This window comes from Actinocatenispora thailandica (genome assembly GCF_016865425.1).
Taxonomy (GTDB): Bacteria; Actinomycetota; Actinomycetes; order Mycobacteriales; family Micromonosporaceae; genus Actinocatenispora; species Actinocatenispora thailandica.
On record NZ_AP023355.1, the window covers coordinates 466718 to 491437 of the forward strand.

Consider the following 24720-nt stretch of genomic DNA (forward strand, 5'->3'; position numbering starts at 1 on the left):
ATGACCCTATGATCAACAGGGCGGGTCGGGTCAGCTCACCTTGATGGCGGCGATCCGGTCCCGGGTCGCCGCGGTCGGCACGGTGCCCTGGCCGATCAGGTTCATCGCGACCTGGGTGGGCGCTCCGTCGGCGCCGACCGCGGACAGCGTCGGGATGCCGCTGCCGGACAGCCGCACGGTGAGCGTGGCGGTGTGGCCGGCCGGGGCGTCACCGGGGATGCGGACCGCGCCGGCCCCGATCACCCGGTAGCCGTCCGGCGCGTACCGCGACTGCGACGGGACGCCCGCCGCGGTCTGCTCCAGCAGGGTGAAGTCGAGCTGCCCGGACCCGGCCGCGGTACTGGCCAGCACGTTGCTCGCCGTCGCCGGCAGCGCGTCGTGCGCGGCGACCACGTCGACCAGTTGCGCGCCGTCGGCGAGGGCGGCCCCGGGCCGTGCGGTCAACGCGTACCCCCGGGCGGCGACCCGGCGGATCACCCGGTTGGCGATCCGCTCCTCGGCCTCGGCGGACAACCCGGAACGGCTCGCCATCCGGGACGCGGCGGTGTCGTCGCCGGCCGCGATCAGCCGCCGGTAGGTCTCCTCGAACGCGTACCAGGCGGCGCCGCGCGCGACGGCCAGGTCCGGATCGTGCAGCCGCGGCCGGTGCCCCAGCTCGGTGACGATCCGCTCGGCCACCGCCGGCATCCGGGACGAGCCGCCGACCAGCAGCACCTCGTCGATCCGGTCCACGCCGCGCTCCGCGGCGGCCGCCACGACCTCCCGGGTCACCTCGATGGTGCGATCCAGCAGGTCGGCGGTGAGCTGCTGGAACGTCTCCCGGGTGATCGACACCCGGGTCACCCGGCCCTCGTGCATGATCCGGATGGTGTGCTCGTCCTCCTCCGACAGCCGCCGCTTGCCCTCCTCGACCCGGGCCCGGATGTCCTGCACCGTCGCCGGCGAGTCGAACGGGTGCGACACGTCGGGGTGCTCGGCGCAGAACTTCTCCACCACGTACTCGGCGAGCCGTTCGTCGAAGTCGACGCCACCGAGCTCGGTGTCGCCGCCGGTGGCGATCTCGGTCAGGCCCGCCGCCGACACCCGCACCACGGTGGTGTCGAACGTGCCGCCACCCAGGTCGTACAGCAGGATGGCGCTGTCCTCGCCGGACTCGCCGACCCGGTACGACAGGGCCGCGGCGAGCGGCTCGGAGAGCACGTCGATGACGGTCAGGCCGGCGAGTTCACCGGCCCGCCGGGTCGCGGCCCGTTCGGCGAGGCCGAAGTACGCGGGGACGGTGATGACCGCCTCGGTCACCGCCTCGCCGGTGGCCTCCGCCGCGTCCGCCACCAGCCGGCGCAGGATCAGCGCGGACACCTCCTCGGCGGTGAACGACTCGCCGTGCATCCGCAACGTCAGGTGCCGCCCCAGCTCGCGCTTGATCAGGTCGACCACCAGGTCGGGCTCCAACACCGCGGTGTCCTTCGCTTTGGTGCCGACCACGACGCTGTCGGCGGTGGCGAAGTACACCGCCGACGGGGTCGAGTCGTCACCCTCCCGGCTGCGGATCACGGTCGGACGACCCGTCGCGTCGAGGTACGCGACACTCGAGTAGGTCGTGCCCAGGTCAATGCCGAAGACAGCCACGCTGATCGCTTTCTCTTCCGGTTCGCTCGGCGACTGATCCCCGCGTCAGCGCCCGGTCAGTTGTGCCACCACCACGTCGGCCCGGCGGGCGATCTGCTCACCGCGCACGAAACCGCTCGACACCGTCTCTACCACGAGGCCGTCCCAGGCGGGATCGTCGACCGGCACGGTGTCCACCGGGCGGTGCAGGGCCATGTCGTACCGCTCGCCCTTGGCCACGTCGAACGGCTCCACCCCGGTGCGGCCCAGCACCTCGATGGTCTCCTCGGCGAACGCCGCGAACAGCGCACCCACCTGCCCGGCGAACATCGCGTACAGCGAGGCGTCGGACTGCGGGTCGTGCTGGTCCGGGTTCTCCTTGCCGGCGAGCGCCCAGCGGTCCGACTCGCGCCGGGCGTAGTCGTACAGCCGGTAGAGGCCGGCGCGCACCGGCTCCAGGGTCGCCTCCACCTCGCTGCGTCGCAGCTGCTGGTTCTCCGAGTGCAGCCGGTCGATGATCTCCTCGCGGAAGGCGGCGCGCTCCTGCTCGCGGGCCACCGCCTTGTGCAGCTCGGCCAGCCGGTCGGGCAGGTGGCTGAGTGCGGTCAGCTGCGCCCGGATGACGACGAGCTCGGCACGCAGCGGTCCGAGCGCGCTCGGTGTCTCGTCGGCGTCCGGCACCGCTCACTCCCTTCGACGACCCGGCCCCTCAGGAGCACTGGCCGAGCCGCCCGCTTGTCGTTGCCGTCCCGGCCGCGGCTGCTCGGGCGGGACGGCGTCGGTCACGGATCGGTCCGCCGGCGCTGCGGCACACCGACCCGTGAAGGAATCTATCCGTGCGTGGACCTACCCGACACCTGCGATGTCCGTCAGATCCATTTGTTTCCCAGCCACATCCTCGCGTACCACTGCGAGTAGGTGATGGTCTCCCCGACGTAGATCGGGTAGAAGTACAGGAAGCACAGCGCCACCAGCGCGACGAAGCCGCCGGCGACGAGCGTGCCGCCGAGCCGGCGCTCCGGTCGGGCCCGCGGCCCGCCGATGATCATCCCCAGCGCCATCGTCACCGCGAGCACCAGGAACGGCTCGGACGGCAGCGCGTAGAAGTAGAACATGGTGCGGTGGTCGCTCAGCTCGTAGTAGACCCAGGGCAGGATCCCGGCGGCCGAGGTCAGCAGCAGGAACCAGCCGCGCCAGTCGCGCTTCGCGATCGACCACCAGGCCACCGCCACCAGTGTCGGGATGAACGCCCACCACAGCACCGGGGTGCCCAGCAGCAGGATCTCCGCCGAGCACTGCGACGCCGTGCACAGCCCGTCGGGGCTGTAGTAGTACGCCACCGGCCGGCCCAGCGTGAGCCACTGCATCGGCCACGACTGGTAGTCGTGCTTGGTGCTCAGCCCGGTGTGGAACGCCAGGATGTCCCGGTGGTACTGGAACAGGTTGTACAGCGGGCCGATCAGCGGCGGCTCGGCGTGGCCGTGGTCGCGCAGCCAGTGCCGGTCCCAGCTGTGGTCGTTGGCGAACCAGCCGGCCCAGCTCGCCACGTACACCACGGTGAAGATGGCCAGCGAGGCGAGCAGCCAGCCGAACTCGTCCAGCAGCGCGTCCCGCCACGGATGGCGTGCGCCGGCGGTGCGCCGGGTGTGCGCCTCCCACACGTAGATCAGCGCCACGAACAGCAGGATGTACCACAGGGCGCTCCACTTGACCGCCATCCCGCAACCGAGCAGCGCCGCGCCGGACAACCGCCACCACGGGATGCCGTGCCGCGGCCGACCGTGCTCGGCGTCACCACCGGCGTCCAGGAACGCGAGCCAGCGGCGCCGGCTCTGCTCCCGGTCCAGCACCGCGCAGACGAACCCGGCCAGCACGAACAGCATCAGGAAGATGTCCAGCAGGGCGACCCGGCTGGACACGAACGCCATCCCGTCCAGCGTCATCAGCAGCCCGGCCACCGCGCCGAGCAGCGTCGAGCGGAACATCCGCCGACCGAGCCGGATCACCAGCACCACCGCGATCACCCCGGCGACCACCGAGGTGATCCGCCAGCCGATCGCGTTGTACCCGAAGATCTGCTCGCCCAGGCCGATGATCCACTTGCCCAGCGGCGGGTGCGCGATGAACGAACCGGAATTGGTCTTGTCGTCCCACTCCACCCCGTGCTGCACCAGGTGGTGCGCGTCGGTCGCGTAGTAGATCTCGTCGAAGATCTTCGTCTTCGGGAAGCCGAGACCGATCAGCCGCAGGGTCGCCGCTATCGCCGCTATCCCGGCTGTGACCAGCCAGGACACCAGCCGATCGGACGGCATCGGCGGGTGCAGCCGGCGCCGCACATCGGCGCCGACCCCGCCAGGTCCGTCGGCCGTCGCCGCCTGGTCGGGACCGGACTCGACTGTCAATTCGGTCGCGGGCACCCGACGATCGTAGGCTGAGCCGACCACCCGCGTCGCGACGCCCGGGCGCTCGATCGCCGGCAGCCGGGTGCTCGGCCCGTCGGGCGGTGCGAAAGCGAGAGGTGAGACGGTGGACACAGGGCAGGGTGCGGGGTTGCTGGTGCTGGCCGGGGCGCCGCTGGGCAACGTCGCGGACGCCAGCGAACGGCTCCGCACCGCGCTGACCGACGCCGACCTGGTGGCCGCCGAGGACACCCGGCGGGTGCGCCGGCTCGCCGGGGAACTCGGGGTCACGCTGCCGCGCGTCGTGTCGTACTTCGAGGGCAACGAGACGCGCCGCACCCCGGAACTGCTGGCCGAGCTGACCGCCGGTGCGCACGTCACGCTGATCACCGACGCGGGGATGCCGAGCGTCTCCGACCCCGGGTACCGGTTGGTGCGGGCGGCGATCGAGGCGGACGTGCCGGTGACCGCGGTGCCGGGACCCAGCGCGGTGACCACGGCGCTCGCGGTGTCCGGGCTGCCCAGCGACCGGTTCTGCTTCGAGGGGTTCCCGCCGCGCAAACCGGCCGAGCGCCGTTCCCGGTTCGCCGAACTCGCCGCCGAACGCCGCACCCTGGTCTTCTTCGAGTCGCCGCACCGCGTCGCGGCCACCCTGTCCGACCTGGCCACCGCGTTCGGTGCGGACCGCCCGGGTGCGCTGTGCCGCGAGCTGACCAAGACGTACGAGCAGGTGCGGCGCGGCGGGCTCGGTGACCTGTCGGCCGGGGTGGCGGAGGATCCGCCGCGCGGCGAGATCACCCTGGTGGTGGCGGGCGCGCCGGCGGCCGAACCGGTGTCCCGGGACGCCGCCGACCTCGCCGCGCTGGTCGCCGAGCGGCAGGCGGCCGGGGCGTCCCGGCGCGACGCGGTCGACGCGGTCGCCGCTGAGCTGGGCCTGCCTCGCCGCGAGGTGTACGCCGCGGCCCTCGGCACCCGGTGACGCCGGCCGGTACGGATCCGAACGGGTCGACGATCGCGGCTCCGGTTGTGCCGGCCCCCGGGCCAGCGCGGCCAGGGCCCGTCTTCATGGCTCCGCCCGGCGCGGCCGGGTGGCTGGCGATGAAGACACGCCTAGGCGAGGACCGCGCGCAGCAGCGCGGGCTCGGTGCCGGCCAACCCGACCGAGCAGTACAGCCGGATCGCCGCCGGATCGGCCGGCAGCGCCCGCTCCCCGGTCAGCACCGCGCCGAGGCCGACCATGCCGGCCCGCGCCGCGGTACCGGCCAGCACGAACGGCGGGTCGTAGCCGTCCAGCTGGCGCACCGAGTCGGTGGTGATCAGCGCGGCCGCCTCGGCCAGGCGCAGGTCGAACTCGCTGCGGCCGGCCTGCTTCGGGCCGAGCGTGGTGACCGCGGTACCGGGGGACAGCCAGCCCGGGTCGAGCACCGGCGTCGTGCTGTTGGTGGCGAGGACCACGATGTCGTGGTCCCGCACCGCGGCGGCCGGCTCGGTGGCGGCAACCGCCGGCAGCCCGAGTTCGTCGCGCAGCCGGCGGGCGAAGCCGGCGCGCCGGTCCGGGTCCCGCCCGTACACGGTGACCGCGGTCAGGTCCCGGACCGCGCGGATCGCCCAGGCCTGCGCGTACGCCTGCGCGCCGGTGCCGATGATGCCGAGCCGGTGCGCGTCCGGCCGGGCCAGCGCGTCCGCCGCGACCGCGCCGAGGGCGCCAACCCGGTACTGGCCGAGCAGGTCACCGACGGCCACCGCGCGCAGCCGCCCGTCCTCGACCAGCACGACGACCTGGTCGGCGGGTGCGCCGACCAGGTACGCGCGGTGGCCGTACCAGCGGTCGGTGCCGCCGGCGGTGACCATCAGCCGGCCGCCGGCCAGGTCGAGCGCGGCGCGCGGTGGGGCGACCAGCTCGCCGCGGTGCGCGGCGAGGACCGCCGCCCGCATCGCGGCGATCGCGGACCTCGGGGCAGCTGTCCGACCTCGCGGTCGGTGACGATGGTGACCATGGCGTCAGGCTGCACCCTCGACCGCGGTTGAAGTCAACTCATCGGCTCGTCCTTGACCTGGAGCGCGGTCCAGGTGGCAGGCTCGGTGGCATGCAGACACGCACACTGGGCGGCCTCGACCAGCGCAGTACGGTGCTCATCTACGGCGCGGCGGCGCTGTCCGACGTCGACCAGGACACCGCCGACGCGTCGATCGTCGAGGCCCTCGACGCCGGTATCAACCACTTCGACGTGGCCGCCTCGTACGGCGACGCCGAGCTGCGGCTCGGCCCGGCGATGCCGGACATCCGGGACCGCATCTTCCTCGCCACCAAGACCGGCGAGCGCACCGCGGAGGGCGCGTACCGGCAGATCAACGAGTCGCTGGAGCGGCTCCGGACCGACCGCGTCGACCTGCTCCAGCTGCACGCGGTCGGCGACCTCGCCGAGCTGGACCGGGTCTGCGCGCCGGACGGTGCGCTGGCCGGTGCGGTGCGGGCCCGGGAGGAGGGCCTGGTCGGCGCGGTCGGGATCACCGGGCACGGGCACCAGGCGCCGGCCACCCACCTGGAGGCGCTGCGCCGGTACGACTTCGCGACGGTGCTGACGCCGCTCAACTACACGCTCGGCGCCCGCCCCGACTACTACCGCGACTTCCGGGCGCTCGCCGCCGAGACGCAGCGCCGCGGCGTCGGGCTGATGACGATCAAGAGCGGCGCCCGGCGGAACTGGCCGGACGGCGCGGACCACCGCTACACCACCTGGTACGAGCCGCTCGACGAGCAGGAGTACATCACCGCGTCGGTGTCCTGGGTGCTGTCGCACCTCGAGATCACCGGCATCCCGACGCCGTCCGACGTGCGGCTGCTGCGCTACTTCGTCGCGGCGGAGCGCTCCCTGCAGTCCCGCGCCGAGGCCGAATCGGTGCTGGCCCGGGTGCCCGACTACTCCTCGCCGTTCCTGCGCCAGGTGATCTGACCGCGCCGGTCACCAGGCGGCGGCGAGGATGCCGGCGGCGACCGCCAGCGGGGCGAGCAGGCTGATCGCCACGGCCGCGGCGCGTCCCCGGCCGGGCAGTCGCCAGGCACCGGTCGTCAGCGCGATCAGCAGGCCACACAGCAGCACCAGCGCCAGCGGTACCGCCCAGCGCAGGGTCAGCCCGGCCCGGTCGCCGAGGTACGCCTTGCCGCTGGCGCGTGACACCATCCGAGCGGCGTGGGTGGTGTGCGCCCGCACCGGTGCGCCGTACACGGTGACGTGCCGCACCGAGTACCGGTGGCCGGTGGCGACGAAGTCGCCGACGCAGTGCCGGGACCAGCCGGCCCCGGTGCACCAGGAGATTCGTACCGTGCCGGCGTCGCCGTGCCCGGCGGCGAGCCACGCCGGCGCCGCACCCAGCCAGGCGAACAGCGCCGCCAGCAGCGCGAACACCACCAGCAGCGGGATTCCGACGGCCGGCCGGCGGGGCCGCCGCGGGATCGGCGGCGCGGCCGGCCGAACCGGGCCGGCCGACCGGGTGCCGCTGGCCGTCGGCCACAGCGGGAAGTTGCTCGCCGGCGCGTCGTCCACCGCGACGCCGCCGCCGTCGGTTTCCCCACCGTCGTCGGCGTACGCGGTGGCGACCGCACCGGGCCGCCCGGGGGCCGGGGCCGCGGCCGAAGAGGTGGGGCGGTCCCGCCGCGCCGCGACGGTCGACGCCGGCCGGCTCAGCATCGCCGGGTCCGGCCAGCCGGTCGACGGGTCGAGCAGTTCCTCGGCTCCGTCCGGGTCCTCGCCTCCGGCGGTGTCCCCGGCACCGAGTGTGTCCCCGCCTCCGACTGTGTCCCCGCCTCCGACCGGGCCCCCGGCTCCGGTCGTGTTCGTGGCTTCGGTGGTGTCCCCGCCTCCGACTGTGTCCCCGGCGCCGAGTGTGTCCCTGTCTCCGGACGTGTCCCTGGCTCCGGTCGTGTCCCTGGCGGAGGGCATCGGTACCGCCGGGTACGCCGGCCCGGCCGCGGGCCCCACCGGCTCCGAACCGGTTCGGGTGGACGGCACCGGCCCGGTCCGGGTCGACGGGTCCGGCGCGACTCGTGTGGACGGTTCCGAACTGGTCCGGGTCGACGGATCCGGCGCGGTGCGTGCGGACGGCTCTGCCGGGGTGTGCGCCGCTGGCTCGGCCCCGGCCGGCTCTGTCCGGCTGTCTGCCGGCGGCTCGGGCTCGGGGTGCGACGGGGAACCGGCCGCCGGCGGTTCGGCCGCGCCTCGCTGGGGCGGCTCCGGCGCGGCGGGCGGCGCGGGCTGGCGGTCGGCGTCCTGAGCGGTCACCTGCCCATTCGACACCGCGGGGCCGGCGGGAGCGAGCTGCCACACCGGCCGGGTCGGGACAAATCCCGCGCGGGCGGCGTGCCGGGGCGGGCGTACGCGACCCGCCGGATCCTGCGGCAGCCGACGCGCCACGCGGCGTACGCGGCGGGAAAAGGGCTCGCCGGCCCCGATAGGCTTTCCGGTATGAGCAACGTCTTGACGGCAGTCGCCTGGCCGTACGCGAACGGCCCGCGACACATCGGCCATGTGTCCGGTTTCGGGGTCCCCTCCGATGTCTTCAGCCGGTACATGCGGATGGCCGGCCACGACGTGCTGATGGTCTCCGGCACCGACGAGCACGGCACCCCGATCCTGGTGCAGGCCGAGCAGGAGGGCGTGCCGCCGCGCGAGATCGCCGACCGGTACAACCGGGTCATCGTCGAGGACCTGCACGCGCTCGGGTTGTCCTACGACCTGTTCACCCGCACCACCACCCGCAACCATGCGGCGGTGGCGCAGGAGCTGTTCCGCACCGTGTACAAGAACGGCTACCTGATCGAGCAGAAGACCTCGGGGGCGATCTCGCCGTCGACCGGCCGCACCCTGCCGGACCGGTACATCGAGGGCACCTGCCCGATCTGCGGGTACGACGGGGCCCGCGGCGACCAGTGCGACAACTGCGGCAACCAGCTCGACCCGACCGACCTGATCAACCCGCGGTCCCGGATCAACGGGGAGAAGCCGAAGTTCATCGAGACCGAGCACTTCTTCCTCGACCTGCCGGCGCTGGCCGACGCGCTCGGCGACTGGCTGCGCAGCCGGCAGGGCTGGCGGCCGAACGTGCTGAAGTTCTCCCTCAACCTGCTGGACGATCTGCGGCCGCGGGCGATGACCCGGGACATCGACTGGGGTATCCCGGTGCCGATGGAGGGCTGGGAGGACAACCCGAACAAGCGGCTGTACGTCTGGTTCGACGCGGTGATCGGTTACCTGTCGGCGGCGATCGAGTGGGCCCGGCGCAGCGACGACCCGGACGCGTGGCAGCGCTGGTGGAGCGACCCGGCGGCGCTGCAGTACTACTTCATGGGCAAGGACAACATCACCTTCCACTCCCAGATCTGGCCGGCGGAGCTGCTGGCCTACGACGGGAAGGGCGCGAAGGGCGGTACGCCGGGCCGCTACGGCGAGCTGAACCTGCCGACCGAGGTGGTCTCCAGCGAGTTCCTCACCATGGAGGGGCGCAAGTTCTCCTCGTCCCGGCAGGTCGTCATCTACGTGCGTGACTTCCTCGCCCGCTACCAGCCGGACGCGCTGCGCTACTTCATCGCGGTCGCCGGGCCGGAGACCCACGACACCGACTTCACCTGGTCGGAGTTCCTTCGCCGGACCAACGACGAGCTGGTCGCCGGCTGGGGCAACCTGGTCAACCGGTCGATCTCGATGGCCGCGAAGAACTTCGGCGCGGTACCGGCGCCGGGCGAGCTGACCGAGACCGACCGGGCGCTGCTGGCGAAGTCGGCGGCGGCGTTCGAACCGATCGGTCAGCTGATCGGTACCCACCGGCAGAAGGCGGCGATCACCGAGGCGATGCGGGTCGTCGCCGAGGCGAACAAGTACATCTCCGAGTCGGCGCCGTGGAAGCTCGGCGAGGACCGGGAGCGGCAGGGCACCGTGCTGCACACCGCGCTGCAGGTGGTCAGCGACTGCAACACGCTGCTGTCGCCGTTCCTGCCGCACTCCGCCCAGCGGGTACACGAGCTGCTCGGCGGCGCCGGCGTGGTGGCACCGCAGCCGGAGATCCGCGAGGTGGACGATCTGGACGGCGGCCCCGGCTACCCGGTGCTCACCGGCGACTACGCCGACGTGCCGGCGTGGGCGCCGACGCCGCTGCCGGCCGGCCGGGAGCTGGCGAAGCCGAAGCCGGTGTTCACCAAGCTCGATCCGTCCATCGTGGACGAGGAGCTGTCCCGCCTCGGTGGCTGACCCACTCCGGCTCGGTGGCTGACCCACTCCGGGGTTGATCATGGTGTTGTCTGCACGGTAAACGGTTACCGCGGCGGATGACACCATGATCGACCCGATCGGGTGGCCGATTCCGATATCAGGGTGCACTTAGTTGATCTTGTTACTGTGGGTGCATGCAGCCCTGCAGTAGTCAGCCGGGTCCGGCCCGGCTTTCCGACTTCCCGGCGTTCGTCGCGCGCTCCCGACCGCGACGGACCCCCGCCCGCTCATGCTGACCGCGCTCGGCGTCCTGCTGCTGGTGCTGGTCACCGCGGGTACCGGCTACTTCGTCGCGCAGGAGTTCGCCTACCTCGGCGCCGACCGCGGCCGGCTGTCCCGGCTCGCCGCCGAGGGCAACCCGGCCGCCGCCCGCGCCGTCGAGCTGACCGGGCGGCTGTCGTTCGTGCTGTCCGGTGCCCAGCTGGGCATCACCGTCACCGCGCTGCTCGCCGGCTACCTGGCGGAGCCGTTCCTCGGCGGCGGCCTGCGCGACGGGCTGGCCGCGCTCGGCCTGCCGGCCGCCCTGGCCGGCCCGGCCGCCGGCCTGCTGGCCCTGGTCCTCGCCACCGCGGTGCAGATGGTGCTCGGCGAACTGGCCCCGAAGAACCTCGGCATCGCCCGCCCGGACCGGCTCGCCGTTGCCCTCTCCGGCAGCACCCGGGCGTACCTGCGGGTGGTGTCGCCGCTGGTCCGGCTGCTCGACGGGGCCGCGAACCGGCTGCTGCGCCGGCTCGGGATCGAGCCCGCCGAGGAACTGCCGATCGGTGTCACCGCCGACGATCTCGGTGGCATCGTCACCGACTCCGCCGCGCAGGGCCGGCTCGCCCCGGACCTGGCCGCCGCGCTCGGGCGCGCGCTGGCGTTCGGCGACCGTACCGCCGGGCAGGTGATGGTCGCCCGGGTCGACGTGCACACGCTGCCCGCCGACGCGCCGGCAACCGCCGTACTGGACGCGCTGGACACCGGCAACGCCCGGTTCCCGGTGCTACGGGACGGGGTGGACGACCTGGTCGGCGTGGTCGGCCTGGCCGAGGTGCTGGCGGTCCCGGCGCACCGCCGGGCGGGCGTACCGGTGGGTGCGCTCGCCGCGGCGCCGCTGCTGGTGCCGGCCAGCTTGCCGCTGCCGCGGGTGCTGGAGGCGCTGCGGGCGCAGCGCCGCCAGCTCGCCTGCGTGATCGACGAGTACGGCGGGTTCGCCGGCATCGTGACCCTGGAAGACGTGGTGGAGGAGCTGGTCGGAGACATCCGGGACGAGGACGACACCGAGCTGCCGCAACCCCGCCGTACCGCGACCGGCTGGCTGGTGCCGGCCCGGCTGCGGCCGGACGAGTTGGCCGCCGCGACCGGCATCGAACTGCCCGCCGACGGCCGGTACGACACGCTCGGCGGCTGCCTGCTCGCCGCTCTCGGCCGGCTGCCCCGGGTCGCCGACCGGGTCCGCGTCGACACCGTCGACGGCGGCCGGGTGGAACTCACCGTCACCCGCCTCGCTCGCCGGGTGCCCGCCGAGCTGAACGTGACCCGCCTCGCGGAAGCCGCCGACCCGGCCACGAACGACCAGCCGGCGAACGGTGCGGCGGCAGCCGGCGCGGTGCTGGGCGACTCGGCGGCGATCGGCGCATCGGCCAGCTCGACGGCCGGCCGCCCGGTGGGGGCCGGCACAGTGGCGAACTCGGCCGCGGGGGCCGGCGCCTCGGCCGGCCCGGCGGCGGCCGACGCGGCACCCGAGGGCGCCACGCCGAGCGGTTCGCGGACCGCGAGCGCGACGTCGGACGGCTCGGTACTGCCCGAGCAGGTGTCGGCATGACGGCACCGGCCGGAACGGGGGCGCCCCGGTGACCGCCCTGCTGCTGTCGTTGCTGCTGCTCGCCGGCAACGCGTTCTTCGTGGCAGCCGAGTTCGCGCTGACCGCGAGCCGGGCGCACCGGCTGACCCAGCAGGCCGAGCAGGGTAGCCGGGCGGCGCGGGCCGCGCTGGCCGGTACCCGGCAGCTGACGCTGATGCTGGCCGGCGCCCAGCTGGGCATCACGCTGTGCTCGCTGGGGCTCGGCGCGCTCGCGGAGCCGACCATCGCGCACGCGCTGGAACCGGCGCTGCACGCGGTCGGCCTGCCGGCCGCCGTGTCCTGGGGCGTCGCGTTCGTGGTGGCGCTGGCGGTGGTCACCGTGCTGCACATCGTGGTCGGTGAGATGGCGCCGAAGTCGTGGGCGATCAGCCGGCCGGAGACCGCGGCGCGGGCGCTCGCGCTGCCGTTCCTCGGCTTCGTCCGGCTGCTGCGGCCGGTACTGACGGCGCTGAACGCGGCGGCGAACGGCGTGCTGCGGCTGGTCGGCGTGACGCCGGTGACGCACCGGGAGACCGCCCGGGGGCCGGCCGAGCTGCGGGCGCTGCTGGCCGACTCCACCGACGCCGGGCTGATCCCGGCCGACCAGCACCGGCTGCTGGACGGGCTGCTCGCGCTGCGCACCGGCACGCTGGCCGCGGTGCTGGTGCCGGCCGCGGCGATGGACACGGTGCCGGCCGACACCGACGGGGACGGCGTGGTCGCCGCGCACCGGCGTACCGGCCGGTCCCGGTTCCCGGTCACCGACGACGGCCAGGTACTCGGTGTGGTGCACGTACGGGATGCGGCCCGGGCACCGTCGGCCAGCGCGGCGCGGCTCGCCACGCCGGTACTGCGGCTGCCGGCCGGCGCCGACCCGCACACCGCGCTGACCACGATGCAGCGGGACCGCCGGCAGCTCGCGGTGGTCACCGACGGCGCCGCGCTGGTCGGCCTGGTGACCCTGGAAGACCTGGTGGAGCAGGTGATCGGCGAGTTCGCCGACGAGACCGACCGCCCGGTGAGCGCCGCCCGGGGTGTGTGATGCTTGGGCATCATGACTGACAGCCACGGGCGGCGGGGCGACCCGCCGCCGACACCTGCGCCGCTGCCGGTCCCGGTCGCCGACGCGCACACCCACCTCTACCTGCAGGGCGCGGAGGCGTCCGCGGCGCTGGCGGCGGCCGCCGCCGTGGGGGTCGACCGGATCGTCGAGGTCGGCTGCGACGTGCCGTCGTCGACGGACGCGGCGGCCCTCGCCGCCGCGCACCCGGGGGTGCTCGCGGCGGTCGCCATCCATCCGAACGACGCGGCCGAGCTGGCCGACCTGCCGGCCGCGCTGGCCGCGATCGACGAGCTGGCCGCCCGGCCGCGGGTGCGCGCGGTCGGCGAGACCGGGCTGGACTACTTCCGGACCGGCCCGGAGGGCCGGCCGGTGCAGCAGGAGTCGTTCCGGGCGCACATCGAGATCGCGAAGCGGCACGGCAAGGCGCTGATGATCCACGACCGGGCGGCCGAACCGGGCGGCGACGCGCCCAGCTCGCACGAGGACATCTTCGCGATCCTCGCCGAGGGCGCGCCGGACACGGTGATCTTCCACTGCTTCTCCGGCGACGCCGAGATGGCGCGGCGCTGCGCCGAGCACGGCTGGTACGCGAGCTTCGCCGGCAACGTGACCTTCCGCAACGCCGGGCAGCTGCGCGCGGCGGCGGCGGCGATGCCGACCGAGCTGATCCTGGTCGAGACCGACGCGCCGTACCTGACCCCGATGCCCTACCGCGGGCGACCGAACGCTCCCTACCTGGTGCCGCTGACGGTGCGGGCGCTGGCCGAGGTGAAGCAGCTGCCGGTCGAGGACCTGTGCCGGGCGTTGTCGGCCAACGCGGACGCCGCGTTCGGTGGCTGGTGAGTGGCGGATGAGCCACGCCGGCGGCACCCGGGGCAGCGCGCGCGGCGCGGAGTTCGTACAGTGTCGTGTTCGTGAAGCAGGCATACCGCGCCCGCCGGGCGCAGCAGGTCGGCTGGAAGTCGTACGGGGCGCTCGTGGTCCAGCTCGTCGCGGTGCTGGCGGTGCTGGGTACGGGTGGCTTCTTCCTGCTCCGCACCCACTCGGTGACGATCGTGGATGACGGCGCGCGCCGGCTGGTGCGCAGCCATGCGTTCACCGTCGCCGGGGTGTTGCAGCAGGCCGGAGTGACTCTCGGACCGCACGACACGGTACGGCCGGGGCGCGACTCGCTGGTGCGCGGCGACGTGGTGGTCGGCCGGGGCCGGCAGGTGCGCCTCACCGTGGACGGCCGGCAGAGCCGGCGCTGGGTCACCGCCCGCACCGTGCCGGCGCTGCTCGCCGACCTCGGGTACCGGCGCAGCGCGGTCCGGGTGTCCGGCGTCGACGGGGTGATCGACCGGGACGGCGCCACGGTCACCATCCGCACCCGCAAGCATGTGACGCTCGTCTCGCACGGCCGCAAGACCGCGTACACCACGTACGCGGCGACGGTGCGCGAGTTGCTCGCCGAGCACGAGGTGCAGCTCGGCCGGCACGACGAGACCGCCCCGGCGCTGTCGCACACCCTCGCCGGGGTCCGCAACGTCGACCTGTTCACCGTCAGCCGCAAGGTCAAGACCGAGACGGTCACCGTGTCCGCGCCGACCAAGACCGAGAAGCGCAACGACTGGATGCTCGACCAGCAGGCCGTGGTGGACGAGGGGCACGACGGCAAGCGCACCGAGAAGGTGGAGTACGTCTACCGGGACGGCAAGAAGTACCAGCGCAAGGTGCTGTCCAGCAGCTGGGTGAGCAAGGCGTCGCCGAAGGTGATCGCCAAGGGCACCACGCCGTACCCGCCGGACCCGACCGGGCTGAACTGGTCCGGGCTGGCGCAGTGCGAGTCCGGCGGCAACCCGCACTCGGTGTCGGCGAACGGTCAGTACATGGGGCTGTACCAGTTCAGCCAGAGCACCTGGGAGCGGATGGGCGGCATCGGCCGGCCGTCGGACGCCACCCCACGCGAGCAGACCTACCGCGCGATCAAGCTGTACCAGGCGTCCGGCAAGGGGCAGTGGCCGGTCTGTGGGGCCAAGCTGTGACCGCACGCCCGCCGGCCGACGGGGGGCCCGGTCCGTCCGGCGGCGACACCGGTCCGGCGCCGTCCGGCCTGCTCGGGCCGGCGCAGATCCGGTCGCTGGCCGCCGAACTCGGTGTCACGCCGACGAAGACGCTCGGCCAGAACTTCGTCATCGACCCGAACACGGTGCGCCGCATCGCCGCCGCCGCCAACCTGACACCCGACGACGTGGTCGTCGAGGTCGGCCCGGGGCTCGGCTCGCTCACCCTGGCGCTGCTGCCGGCCGCCCGCCGGCTGTACGCGGTGGAGATCGACCCGCGGCTCGCCACCCGGCTACCGGACACGGTCGCCGCGCACGCGCCCGGATCCGCCGACCGGCTCCGGGTGGTCGCCGCGGACGCGCTGCGGGTCGGCGCAGACGCCTTCGCCGAGCCGCCGACGGCGCTGGTGGCGAACCTGCCGTACAACGTGGCGGTGCCGGTACTGCTGCACCTGCTGGCCGTGCTGCCGGCGCTCGCACACGGGCTGGTCATGGTGCAGCAGGAGGTCGCGGACCGGTTGACCGCCGGCCCGGGCTCCCGCACCTACGGGGTCCCGTCGGCGAAGCTCGCCTGGTACGCGACCGCCCGGGCCGCCGGGTCCGTCAGCCGCTCGGTGTTCTGGCCGGTGCCCAACGTCGACTCCGGACTGGTCGCGTTCACCCGGCACGATCCTCCCGCGGTACCGGCGGCGTCCGGTCCGGCGCCGTCCGGTCCGGCGGTTCACGGTCCGGCGGTTTCCCGGGAGGCGGTGTTCGCGGTGGTGGACGCGGCGTTCGCGCAGCGCCGCAAGACGCTGCGGGCGGCGCTGGCCCGGTGGGCCGGCAGCCCGGCCCGGGCCGAACAGCTGCTGCGCGGCGCGGGCGTGGACCCGTCCGCCCGCGGCGAGTCGCTCACCATCACCGAGTTCACCCGGATCGCCGCCGCCGCGGGCTGAGCCGGCCCGCGGCCGTCCCGTCGGGCCGGCCGGCGTCGTCCGGGTGCGGCGTGGCTCGTGCCGGCCGCGTCCGTCCGTCCGTGGCCGTGACGCGCGTCGCTCGGCGTGCGCTGCCGTGACTCATGCGGCTCGGGGTGCGTGCGCGGCGGGACGCGCGCTGCTCGGGGTGCGTGCGCGGCCGGGACGCGCGCTGCTCGGGGTGCGTGCGCGGCGGGACGCGCGCTGCTCGGGGCGCGCGTGTGCCGGGACGCGTGCGGCTCGGGGTGCGTGCGCGGCCGGGACGCGCGCCCGGGATGCTGGTAGCCGGTGCACGGCCGTCGCGGAAGGGGCAAGCATGACGCAGTCCGGGCAGCTCCCGGCGGACCGGCCGGGCGCGGTGCGGGTGCGGGTACCCGCCAAGATCAACCTGCGGCTGTCCGTCGGTGCGCCACGCCCCGACGGCTTCCACCCCCTGGACACCGTCTACCAGGCGATCTCGCTGTACGACGAGATCACCGTCACACCCGCGGACCGGCTGCGGCTGACCCTCGACGGCGTCGGCGCCGACACCCTGCCCACCGGCCGGGGAAACCTCGCGGTACGCGCCGCGCAGCTGCTCGCCGACCACCTCGGCGTCCCCCGAACGTCGCCATCCACCTGCACAAACGCATCCCGCTGGCGGGTGGGTTGGCGGGCGGCAGCGCGGACGCCGCCGCCGTGCTGGTCGGCTGCGACGCGCTCTGGGGCGGCGACCTCGCCCGTACCGAACTCGCGGTGCTCGCCGCGGAACTCGGCAGCGACGTGCCGTTTCTGCTGTTCGGCGGTACCGCGCACGGGACCGGCCGCGGTGAGCTGGTCGAACCGGTCCGCACCGCCGGCCGGTGGCACTGGGTGGTCGCCGCCGCCGCCGGTGGCCTGTCCACCCCGGAGGTGTACCGGCAGCTCGACGTGCTGCGCGCCACCGGCGCCGCGCCGCCGCCCGCGCTCGGTGCCCCCGCCCCGCCGACGTCGCGCGATGCCGCGTCACCGGCTCCCGGCCGGGCGGTACCGGATCGGCTGCTCGCGGCGCTGTGCTCGGACGATCCGGGTGAACTCGCCGCGGCGCTGGGCAACGACCTGCAGCCGGCCTCGATCGCGCTGCGCCCGGCGCTGCGACGTACGCTCGATGCCGGGCTCGCGGCGGGCGCGCTCGCCGCCCTGGTGTCCGGCTCCGGCCCGACCTGCCTGTACCTCGCGGCCGACGCCGGCGACGCGGGCCGGATCGCCGCCGAGGTCACCGACCGCGGGGCGTGCCGGGCCGCGCACGTCGCGCACGGGCCGGTGCCCGGCGCCACCCTGCTGTCCTGACCGTCGCCCGCCCCCGCTACCGGACCGCCGCCCGCCGCGGCGTCCACTGACCGAGCTGCCGTACCGAGGAAGGACCGCCCGCGTGGCCAACATCGTCAACCTGGACCGGGTCGCCAAGCAGTACGCCTCCGGGGTGCTGTTCGACGACGTCTCGCTCGGGCTCGACGACAGCGACCGGGTCGGGGTCGTCGGGCTCAACGGCGCCGGCAAGTCGACGCTGCTGCGGCTGATCACCGGCGCCGAGGAACCCGACTCCGGCCGGCTCACCCGCCGCCGCGGCCTCGCCGTCGGCTCGCTGCCGCAGCAGGTGGACCTGCCGCCGACCGCGACCGTCCGGGACGTGGTGGTCGGCGACGCCTGGCTGCCGGCGCTCGGCGCCGACACCGAGACGGGCCCGGCCGAACACCTGTGGGCCGGCGACGCCGCCGTCCGGGCCGTGCTGCGCGGCCTCGGCATGCCCGGCCTCGGCCTGGACACCGCCACCGGCCCGCTGTCCGGCGGGGAGAAGCGGCGGGTCGCCCTCGCCGCCCTGCTGATCCGCCCGGCCGACCTGCTGATCCTCGACGAGCCCACCAACCACCTGGACATCGCGGGAGTCTCCTGGCTCGCCGCCTGGCTCACCCGCGAGCACCGCGGCGCGCTCGCCGTCGTCACGCACGACCGCTGGTTCCTCGACGCCGTGTGCACCACCACCTGGGAGGTCGCCGACGGCACGGTCCGCTCGTACGAGGGTGGGTACGCGGCGTGGACGCTGGCCCGCGCCGAACGCGTCCGCCGGGAGGCGGTCACCGAGCAGCGCCGGCAGAACCTGCTCCGCAAGGAACTCGCCTGGCTGCAGCGCGGTGCCCCGGCCCGGACCAGCAAGCCGAAGTTCCGCATCGACGCGGCGAACGCGTTGATCGCCGACGTACCGCAGCCGCGGGACAGCGTCTCGCTGCACCGACTCGCCACCGCCCGGCTCGGCAAGCAGGTGTACGACCTGGAGAACGTCACCGTCGCGCACCCGGCCCCGGCCGCCGCCGGCGCGAAGCCGGCTGACGACGACGCCGGCCCGGGGCCGGCTGACGGCGCCGGCAGCGGCGGGAAGACGATCCTGCACGACGCCACCTTCCGGGTCGGCCCCGGCGACCGGATCGCCCTGGTCGGCGCGAACGGCGCCGGCAAGACCACCCTGCTGCGGCTGCTCACCGACCAGCTGACCCCCGACACCGGTACGGTCCGGATCGGCCAGACGGTGCGCGCCGGCTACCTGTCCCAGCAGCTGTCCGAGCTGCCCACCGGCGCCCGGGTGCTGGAGGCCATCGAGCAGGTGGCCCGCCGGGTCCGGTTCGGCGACCGGGAACTGACCGCCGCCCAGCTCGCCGAGCTGTTCGGCTTCGGCGAGTCCCGGCTGTGGTCGGTGGTCGCCGACCTGTCCGGTGGTGAACGGCGCCGGCTGCAGCTGCTGCGGCTGCTCGCCGGCGAACCCAACGTGCTGCTGCTCGACGAGCCGACCAACGACCTCGACACCGACACCCTGGCCGAGCTGGAGGACCTGCTCGATTCCTGGCCCGGCACCCTGATCGTGGCCAGCCACGACCGGTACCTGGTGGAGCGGGTCTGCGACACGGTCTTCGCGCTGCTCGGCGACGGCGCGGTGACGCACCTGCCGGGCGGCATCGACCAGTACCTGACGCTGCTGCCCGAACCCGGCGGCGACGGCACCACGCCGATCACCACCGCGCCGGCCGGCCCGAAGCCGGAACGTACCGGCCCCAGCGCCGCCGAGGTACGCGCCGGCAAGAAGGAACTGGCCCGCCTGGAGCGTCTGGTCGCCCGGCTGGAGACCAAGGAGTCGACGCTGCACGCCCAGCTGGCCGAGCACGCCACCGACTACGCCAAGGTCACCGAGCTGGATGCCGAACTCGCCGCCATCCGCGCCGAACGCACCGCCGCCGAGGAGGAGTGGCTCACCCTCGCCACCACGCTCGGCTAGCTCGCGCCACGCCAACGCGGCACCACGCCGGCCGCGACGGTCAGTTCGGGGTCTTGGAGGAGCGGGCCCACAGGTTGAGACCGGAGTCGACGGCGTACCGGTCGATCTCGGCCAGCTCCTCGGCGGTGAACGACAGGTTGCCCAGCGCCGCCACGTTGTCCTCCAGCTGGCGCACGCTGCTCGCCCCGATCAGCACGCTGGTCACCCGCGCATCGCGCAACGCCCACGCCAGCGCCAGCTGCGCCAGCGACTGGCCGCGCCGTCCGGCGATCTCGTGCAACGCCCGGATGCGCCCCAGGGTCTCCTCGGTCAGCAGCTCCGGCGACAGCGACTTGCCCTGCGCCGCGCGGGATTCCGCCGGTACCCCGTGCAGGTACTTGTCGGTCAGCATGCCCTGCGCCAGCGGGGAGAACGCGATGCAACCGGCGCCCGCGTCCTCCAGCGTGTCCAGCAGATCCGGCTCGATCCAGCGGTTCAGCATCGAGTACGACGGCTGGTGGATCAGAAGCGGGGTGCCCAGCTCGCGCAGGATCTCGGCGGCCCGCGCCGTGTCCGCCGGCGAGTACGACGAGATCCCCACGTACAGCGCCTTGCCCTGCTGCACCGCCGAGTGCAGCGCGCCCATCGTCTCCTCCAGCGGAGTGTCCGGGTCGAAGCGGTGCGAGTAGAAGACGTCGACGTGGTCCAGCCCCATCCGGGCCAGCGACTGATCCAGGCTCGCCAGCAGGTACTTTCGCGACCCCCACTCGCCGTAGGGGCCGGGCCACATGTCGTAGCCCGCCTTCGTCGAGATGATCAACTCGTCCCGGTAGCGGCGGAAGTCCGAGTCGAACAGCAGCCCGAAGTTGCGCTCGGCCGACCCGTACGGCGGGCCGTAGTTGTTCGCCAGGTCGAAGTGCGTCACGCCCAGGTCGAACGCCCGCCGCAGGATCGCGCGCTGCGACTCCAGCGGCCGGTCCCCGCCGAAGTTGTGCCACAACCCCAGCGAGACCGCCGGCAGCCGCAACCCGCTGCGCCCACTCCGGCGGTACTGCATCGAGTCGTACCGGTCGTCCGCGGCGAGGTAGTCCATGCCCGGCATCCTGCCACCCGCCGCCCGAGACACCCCGAGTTGGCGGGGTATCGCCACCCCCGGAAACCCTATGGTGAACAATCCGTGCTGGAACGGGTTGCGGGGGGCCACCTGGCCCGGCGGGGCGACCCGGCACACCGGTGACCAGCATCGGAGGGGACCGACATGGCCAGCCACCTGCCCGTCAACCACCACATGCGCAGCTTCTGGCGGGTGCTCTCCACGCTGGCCGGCCTCTACATCCTGATCTTCGGCATCGTCGGGGTCGTCCAGACCAGCGGGATGGCCGCGTTCGCCACCGAGGGGATCCGGGTCCTGGGGCTGACCACCAACCCCGGCTTCTCCGCCATCTCCATCGCGGTGGGTGCGGTGATCTTCCTGGCGTCGGTGATCGGCCGAAACGTCGACGTGGTGGTCAACCTGATCTTCGGCTGCATCTTCGTCCTGGCCGGGCTGTTCAGTCTGGCGTTCCTGCGCACCGACCTGAACTACTTCGCCTTCTCCGTCACCAACTGCATCGTGTCCTACCTGCTCGGCGGCATCGTCGGGCTCTCCTCGCTGTACGGCCGGGTCCGCCGCACCGTGCCGGCTCGCACCGGCCAGCACGCCGCCGCCTGAACCCGCACCGGCGCGCCCGCCCACCGGCGGTCAGGACACCCCGTCCGGCGCCGGCGTGACACTCGGATGCGGGTCGTGGTCCAGGTGCGCCAGGCCGTTCCACACCAGGTTCACCAGGTGCGTCGCCACCACCTCGCGCGGCGGCTGCCGGACGTCCAGCCACCACCGGCCGGTGAACGCCACCAGCCCGGTCAGCGCCTGCGCGTACAGCTCGGCCAGCCCCCGGTCGTACCCGCGCGCCGCGAACCCGGCCGCGACATGGTGCTGCACCCGGTGCGCCACCTCGTTCAGCAGGCCGGCGAAGCTGCCGCCGCCGGACATCATCGGCGAGTCCCGCATCAGCACCCGGAACCCGTCGGTGTCCTCCTCGATGTAGCGCAGCAGCGCCAGCGTCGCCTGTTCCAGCAGTCGCCGCGGATGCCCCGCGGTCAGCGCCGCGGTGATCTGCTCCAGCAGCGCCCGGACCTCCCGGTCCACGACCGCGTGGTACAGCTTCTCCTTGTCGCCGAAGTGCTCGTACACCACCGGCTTGGACACGCCGGCCCGGACCGCGACCTCCTCCATGCTGGCGCCGTCGTACCCGCGCTCGGCGAACAGCTGCCGCCCCACCCCGAGCACCTGCTCGCGGCGTTGCGCGGCCGTCATCCGGACCCGGCGACGTTCGCCACCCACCTCAGCCATCCGCCCATCCTCGCAGAGTTCGCAGCTCACTCGCCGTTGTCGCACCCCTGCCGTAGCGTCACGACAGAACAAGTCAGAAACGACGAAGGGACGCGGCTGGCATGACAACGGGCACGGGGGACACCGCGGACCGGTCGGCGCGCATCGCGGAAGCCAGACGGCTCCGCGCCGAGGGCCTGTCCAAGAGTCAGATCGCCGGTCTCCACCGGTCTGCTCTCGAAATGCCTGCAGGGCGTGGCTCCGCCGGCATGGACCACACGCCCCAACGCCAAGGACGACCTCCGCGAACGCGCCCGCGAGCTGCGCCGGCAGCATCGTTCGGTGCCGGAGGTTGCCGCCGAACTCGGCATCGCGAAGTCCACCGCGTACCGCTGGGTGCGAGACATTCCGCTTGACGTCGACGCCCGCAAGGCGCTGTTCGCTCGCGAGCACTCGTCCACCACCGGCCACGGCCAAATGATGGCCGAGGCGCGCTGGTCCGAATACCGGGCCGAGCGGGACGCCCGCCAAGCCGAGCGTGTGACCGGGGCCGCAGGTTCGGTCGGCGGCTTGACCCAGGAAGAACTCGTCCGGATCGGCGCGATGATGTACTGGTGCGAGGGCGCAAAAGCCAAGCCCTGGAATTCCACCCGGCGCATCACCTTCGTCAACAGTGACGCTGGGTTGATCTTGGTCTTCCTCGCCTTCCTGCGCGCCGTCGGGGTGGAGCAGAGCACCATCGACTTCCGTGTCCAGATCCACGAGACAGCGGATGCCGATGCCGCCGTCCGATGGTGGGCGGCGAAGGTCGGTGCCGACCGGACGATTTTCCGCCGGACCTCGCTCAAGCGGCACAACCCGAAGACCGTTCGCTACAACACGGGAGCGGACTATCACGGCTGCTTGATCGTCTCGGTGCGGCGAAGTCGCGCGATCTACGACATGGTCGAGGGCTTGGTGATCGGGGTGGTGCGTGCCGCGGGTCGGCCTTCCGCTCCATGTGACCCCTGGCCGCAGTGAGGGCAGCCTGATCGTGCGACGATGACCGTCGAGCGCTCCGCCCTGGCCATGGAGAGCGGTTCGTGATGGGGTGTGGGGTAACGGCAACCCGCAGACCTTTGGAGTCTTGAGCTCCCGGTTCGAATCCGGGCACCCCAGCCTAAAACGGATACGGCGCCGGACCGTGCGGTGTATCTGGCGAGAGTCTCACCCGCGGGGTCTGAAGGGCCGAACGGCGGTTAGCATGGGCTCCGGTCCGATGACTCGGCGCCGAAAGGGAGCCCGCAGCGTGAGCGAGCCAACCAGTCGCCCCGACCCTGCGCACGACGGTGACGGGCGCACCGTCATCGTCCTGGCCGCGGGTCTCGGCACCCGCATGAAGTCGGCCACCCCGAAGGTCCTGCACACCCTGCTGGGGCGATCCCTGCTCGGGCACGTGCTCGCCGCGGCCGAACCGCTCGCCGCGCGGCGCACCCTGGTGGTGGTCGGCGCCGGCGCCGAGCAGGTGTCCGCGCACCTGGCCGAGATCGCGCCGGCCGCCCGGACGGTCCACCAGGCCGAGCAGCGTGGCACCGGGCACGCGGCCCGGGTGGCGCTCGACGCGGCGCCGGAGGCGGCCGGCACCGTCGTGGTGCTGACCGGGGACGTCCCGCTGTTGCGCGCCGAGACGCTGACCGAGCTGGTCGCGGCGCACGAGCGGGCCGGTGCGGCGGCGACGGTGCTGACCGCGGCACCGCCGGACGTGACCGGTCTCGGCCGCATCGTTCGCGACGAGCACGGGGCCGTGGTGGGCATCGTCGAGGAGCGGGACGCCTCGCCGGAGCAGCGGCGCATCCGGGAGATCAACTCGGGCATCATCGCGTTCCGTGCCGACGCGCTGCGCGCGACGCTGGCCGAGCTGCGCAGCGACAACGACCAGGGCGAGGAGTACCTGACCGACACGATCGGCCTGCTGGTGAAGGCGGGCGAGCGGGTCGGTGCGTACGTGGCGGCCGACGCCACCGAGACGATGGGTGTCAACGACCGGGCCCAGCTGGCCGCGCTGGGTGCGCTGCTGCGGGACCGGGTGAACGGCGCCTGGATGCGTGCCGGCGTGACGATGGTCGACCCGGCGAGTGTGTGGCTGGACGTGACGGTGTCCCTGGCTCCGGACGTGCTGCTGGAGCCGCAGGTGCAGTTGCGCGGTGCGACGTCGGTGGCGGCCGGCGCGGTCGTCGGCCCGGACACCACGCTGGTGGACACCGAGGTCGGTGCGGGCGCCTCGGTGGTGCGGGCGCAGGCGGCCGGCGCGGTCGTCGGTCCGGACTGTTCGGTGGGTCCGTTCGCCTACCTGCGGCCGGGTTCGCGGCTGCACGCCGGCGCCAAGGTCGGCACGTACGTGGAGACCAAGAACGCGGAGATCGGTGCCGGCAGCAAGGTGCCGCACCTGTCGTACGTGGGTGACGCGACGATCGGCGAGCAGACCAACATCGGCGCGGCGACGGTCTTCGTCAACTACGACGGGGTGCACAAGCACCGCAGCCGGATCGGCAGCTTCGCGCGCACCGGTGCGGACAACATGTTCGTGGCCCCGGTGCAGGTCGGCGACGGCGCGTACACCGGGGCGGGGGCGGTGATCCGGCGCGACGTGCCGCCGGGGGCGCTGTCGTACTCGGCGGCACCGCAGCGGGTGGTCGCGGACTGGACGGTGGGGCATCGTCCGGACACACCGGCGGCGGCTGCTGCGATCAAGGCCACCGAGAAGGGCGCTGTCGGGGGTGCGGCAGCGGCGGCGGGGCAGACTTCGCCCGGGTCGGAGCCTGCCGGCGATCCCGGCGGTGCCGGCCCTACCAGCTCCGCCGGTGGTGCCGCTGTGACCGGCTCCGCGGGCGGTGCCGGCCCTACCGGCGCTGCCGGTGCTGAGTGTTGATTTTCCATCGCTAGGGGGGCGGCCGC

At 73.8% G+C, this 24720-nt stretch carries 18 protein-coding genes, 1 tRNA gene and 2 pseudogenes; 14 read left to right on the forward strand and 7 right to left on the reverse strand.

What is annotated here, in order from left to right; translation table 11 throughout:
• Positions 1–30: 30 nt before the first annotated feature.
• The 3 genes from Athai_RS02175 to Athai_RS02185 form a co-directional block, all read right to left on the reverse strand.
• Positions 31–1629 (reverse strand): Hsp70 family protein, encoded by a 1599-nt coding sequence (locus Athai_RS02175; RefSeq protein WP_203959908.1) that lies wholly within the window; start codon positions 1627–1629, stop codon positions 31–33.
• Positions 1630–1674: 45 nt separating this feature from the next.
• Positions 1675–2289 carry a nucleotide exchange factor GrpE gene (gene grpE / locus Athai_RS02180; protein WP_203959909.1) on the reverse strand — a complete coding sequence of 205 codons (615 nt, stop codon included), beginning with the start codon at positions 2287–2289 and terminating at the stop codon, positions 1675–1677.
• Between the two features lie 188 nt (positions 2290–2477).
• Positions 2478–4025, reverse strand: a complete 1548-nt coding sequence (locus tag Athai_RS02185) for a dolichyl-phosphate-mannose--protein mannosyltransferase (protein ID WP_239156662.1) — start codon at positions 4023–4025, stop codon at positions 2478–2480.
• Between the two features lie 109 nt (positions 4026–4134).
• Here Athai_RS02185 and rsmI point away from each other — a divergent pair, with 109 nt between their 5' ends.
• Complete coding sequence (gene rsmI, locus Athai_RS02190; protein WP_239156663.1) at positions 4135–4986, forward strand: 16S rRNA (cytidine(1402)-2'-O)-methyltransferase; 852 nt, start codon at positions 4135–4137, stop codon at positions 4984–4986.
• Positions 4987–5117: 131 nt separating this feature from the next.
• On the opposite strand, the gene Athai_RS02195 is transcribed toward rsmI, so the two are convergent.
• Positions 5118–5942: an NAD(P)-binding domain-containing protein gene (locus Athai_RS02195; protein WP_203959910.1), complete on the reverse strand. Its 825-nt coding sequence runs from the start codon at positions 5940–5942 to the stop codon at positions 5118–5120.
• A gap of 152 nt (positions 5943–6094) precedes the next feature.
• On the opposite strand from Athai_RS02195, the gene Athai_RS02200 reads away from it, so the two are divergent.
• The gene (locus Athai_RS02200; protein WP_203959911.1) at positions 6095–6961 is read left to right on the forward strand and encodes an aldo/keto reductase; all 867 of its coding nucleotides are present in this window, start codon (positions 6095–6097) and stop codon (positions 6959–6961) included.
• Between the two features lie 9 nt (positions 6962–6970).
• Here Athai_RS02200 and Athai_RS02205 read toward each other — a convergent pair whose 3' ends face one another.
• Positions 6971–7696: a hypothetical protein gene (locus Athai_RS02205; protein WP_203959912.1), complete on the reverse strand. Its 726-nt coding sequence runs from the start codon at positions 7694–7696 to the stop codon at positions 6971–6973.
• A 774-nt stretch (positions 7697–8470) separates the two neighbouring features.
• Here Athai_RS02205 and metG point away from each other — a divergent pair.
• The 8 genes and pseudogenes from metG (at position 8471) to Athai_RS02245 (ending at position 19436) form a co-directional block, all read left to right on the forward strand.
• The gene (metG, locus tag Athai_RS02210; protein WP_203959913.1) at positions 8471–10249 is read left to right on the forward strand and encodes a methionine--tRNA ligase; all 1779 of its coding nucleotides are present in this window, start codon (positions 8471–8473) and stop codon (positions 10247–10249) included.
• A gap of 250 nt (positions 10250–10499) precedes the next feature.
• A pseudogene (locus Athai_RS02215) lies at positions 10500–11828 on the forward strand (hemolysin family protein); the annotation flags it as partial.
• A gap of 277 nt (positions 11829–12105) precedes the next feature.
• Entirely contained in the window at positions 12106–13137 is a 1032-nt protein-coding gene (locus tag Athai_RS02220; RefSeq protein ID WP_239156664.1) for a hemolysin family protein, read from the forward strand.
• A 12-nt stretch (positions 13138–13149) separates the two neighbouring features.
• Positions 13150–14001, forward strand: a complete 852-nt coding sequence (locus Athai_RS02225) for a TatD family hydrolase (RefSeq protein WP_203959915.1) — start codon at positions 13150–13152, stop codon at positions 13999–14001.
• Between the two features lie 71 nt (positions 14002–14072).
• Positions 14073–15182 (forward strand): resuscitation-promoting factor, encoded by a 1110-nt coding sequence (locus tag Athai_RS02230; protein WP_203959916.1) that lies wholly within the window; start codon positions 14073–14075, stop codon positions 15180–15182.
• Between the two features lie 68 nt (positions 15183–15250).
• Positions 15251–16135, forward strand: coding sequence for a 16S rRNA (adenine(1518)-N(6)/adenine(1519)-N(6))-dimethyltransferase RsmA (gene rsmA / locus Athai_RS02235; RefSeq protein ID WP_239157344.1), 885 nt, complete (start codon positions 15251–15253; stop codon positions 16133–16135).
• 334 nt (positions 16136–16469) lie between these two features.
• A pseudogene (locus Athai_RS02240) lies at positions 16470–17461 on the forward strand (4-(cytidine 5'-diphospho)-2-C-methyl-D-erythritol kinase).
• Positions 17462–17543: 82 nt separating this feature from the next.
• Positions 17544–19436 carry an ABC-F family ATP-binding cassette domain-containing protein gene (locus tag Athai_RS02245; RefSeq protein WP_203959918.1) on the forward strand — a complete coding sequence of 631 codons (1893 nt, stop codon included), beginning with the start codon at positions 17544–17546 and terminating at the stop codon, positions 19434–19436.
• Positions 19437–19476: 40 nt separating this feature from the next.
• On the opposite strand, the gene mgrA is transcribed toward Athai_RS02245, so the two are convergent.
• Positions 19477–20508: an L-glyceraldehyde 3-phosphate reductase gene (gene mgrA, locus Athai_RS02250; RefSeq protein WP_203959919.1), complete on the reverse strand. Its 1032-nt coding sequence runs from the start codon at positions 20506–20508 to the stop codon at positions 19477–19479.
• Between the two features lie 165 nt (positions 20509–20673).
• Between mgrA and Athai_RS02255 the strand changes: the two genes are divergently transcribed.
• The gene (locus Athai_RS02255) at positions 20674–21126 is read left to right on the forward strand and encodes a DUF4383 domain-containing protein (protein ID WP_203959920.1); all 453 of its coding nucleotides are present in this window, start codon (positions 20674–20676) and stop codon (positions 21124–21126) included.
• 30 nt (positions 21127–21156) lie between these two features.
• Here Athai_RS02255 and Athai_RS02260 read toward each other — a convergent pair whose 3' ends face one another.
• Positions 21157–21807: a TetR/AcrR family transcriptional regulator gene (locus tag Athai_RS02260; protein WP_203959921.1), complete on the reverse strand. Its 651-nt coding sequence runs from the start codon at positions 21805–21807 to the stop codon at positions 21157–21159.
• 321 nt (positions 21808–22128) lie between these two features.
• Here Athai_RS02260 and Athai_RS02265 point away from each other — a divergent pair, with 321 nt between their 5' ends.
• From Athai_RS02265 to glmU, 3 genes are all read left to right on the forward strand, one after another.
• Positions 22129–22806: a resolvase gene (locus Athai_RS02265; RefSeq protein WP_239156665.1), complete on the forward strand. Its 678-nt coding sequence runs from the start codon at positions 22129–22131 to the stop codon at positions 22804–22806.
• Positions 22807–22872: 66 nt separating this feature from the next.
• Positions 22873–22944, forward strand: a tRNA-Gln gene (locus tag Athai_RS02270).
• Between the two features lie 130 nt (positions 22945–23074).
• Positions 23075–24694, forward strand: coding sequence for a bifunctional UDP-N-acetylglucosamine diphosphorylase/glucosamine-1-phosphate N-acetyltransferase GlmU (gene glmU / locus Athai_RS02275; RefSeq protein WP_338028121.1), 1620 nt, complete (start codon positions 23075–23077; stop codon positions 24692–24694).
• Positions 24695–24720: the final 26 nt, after the last annotated feature.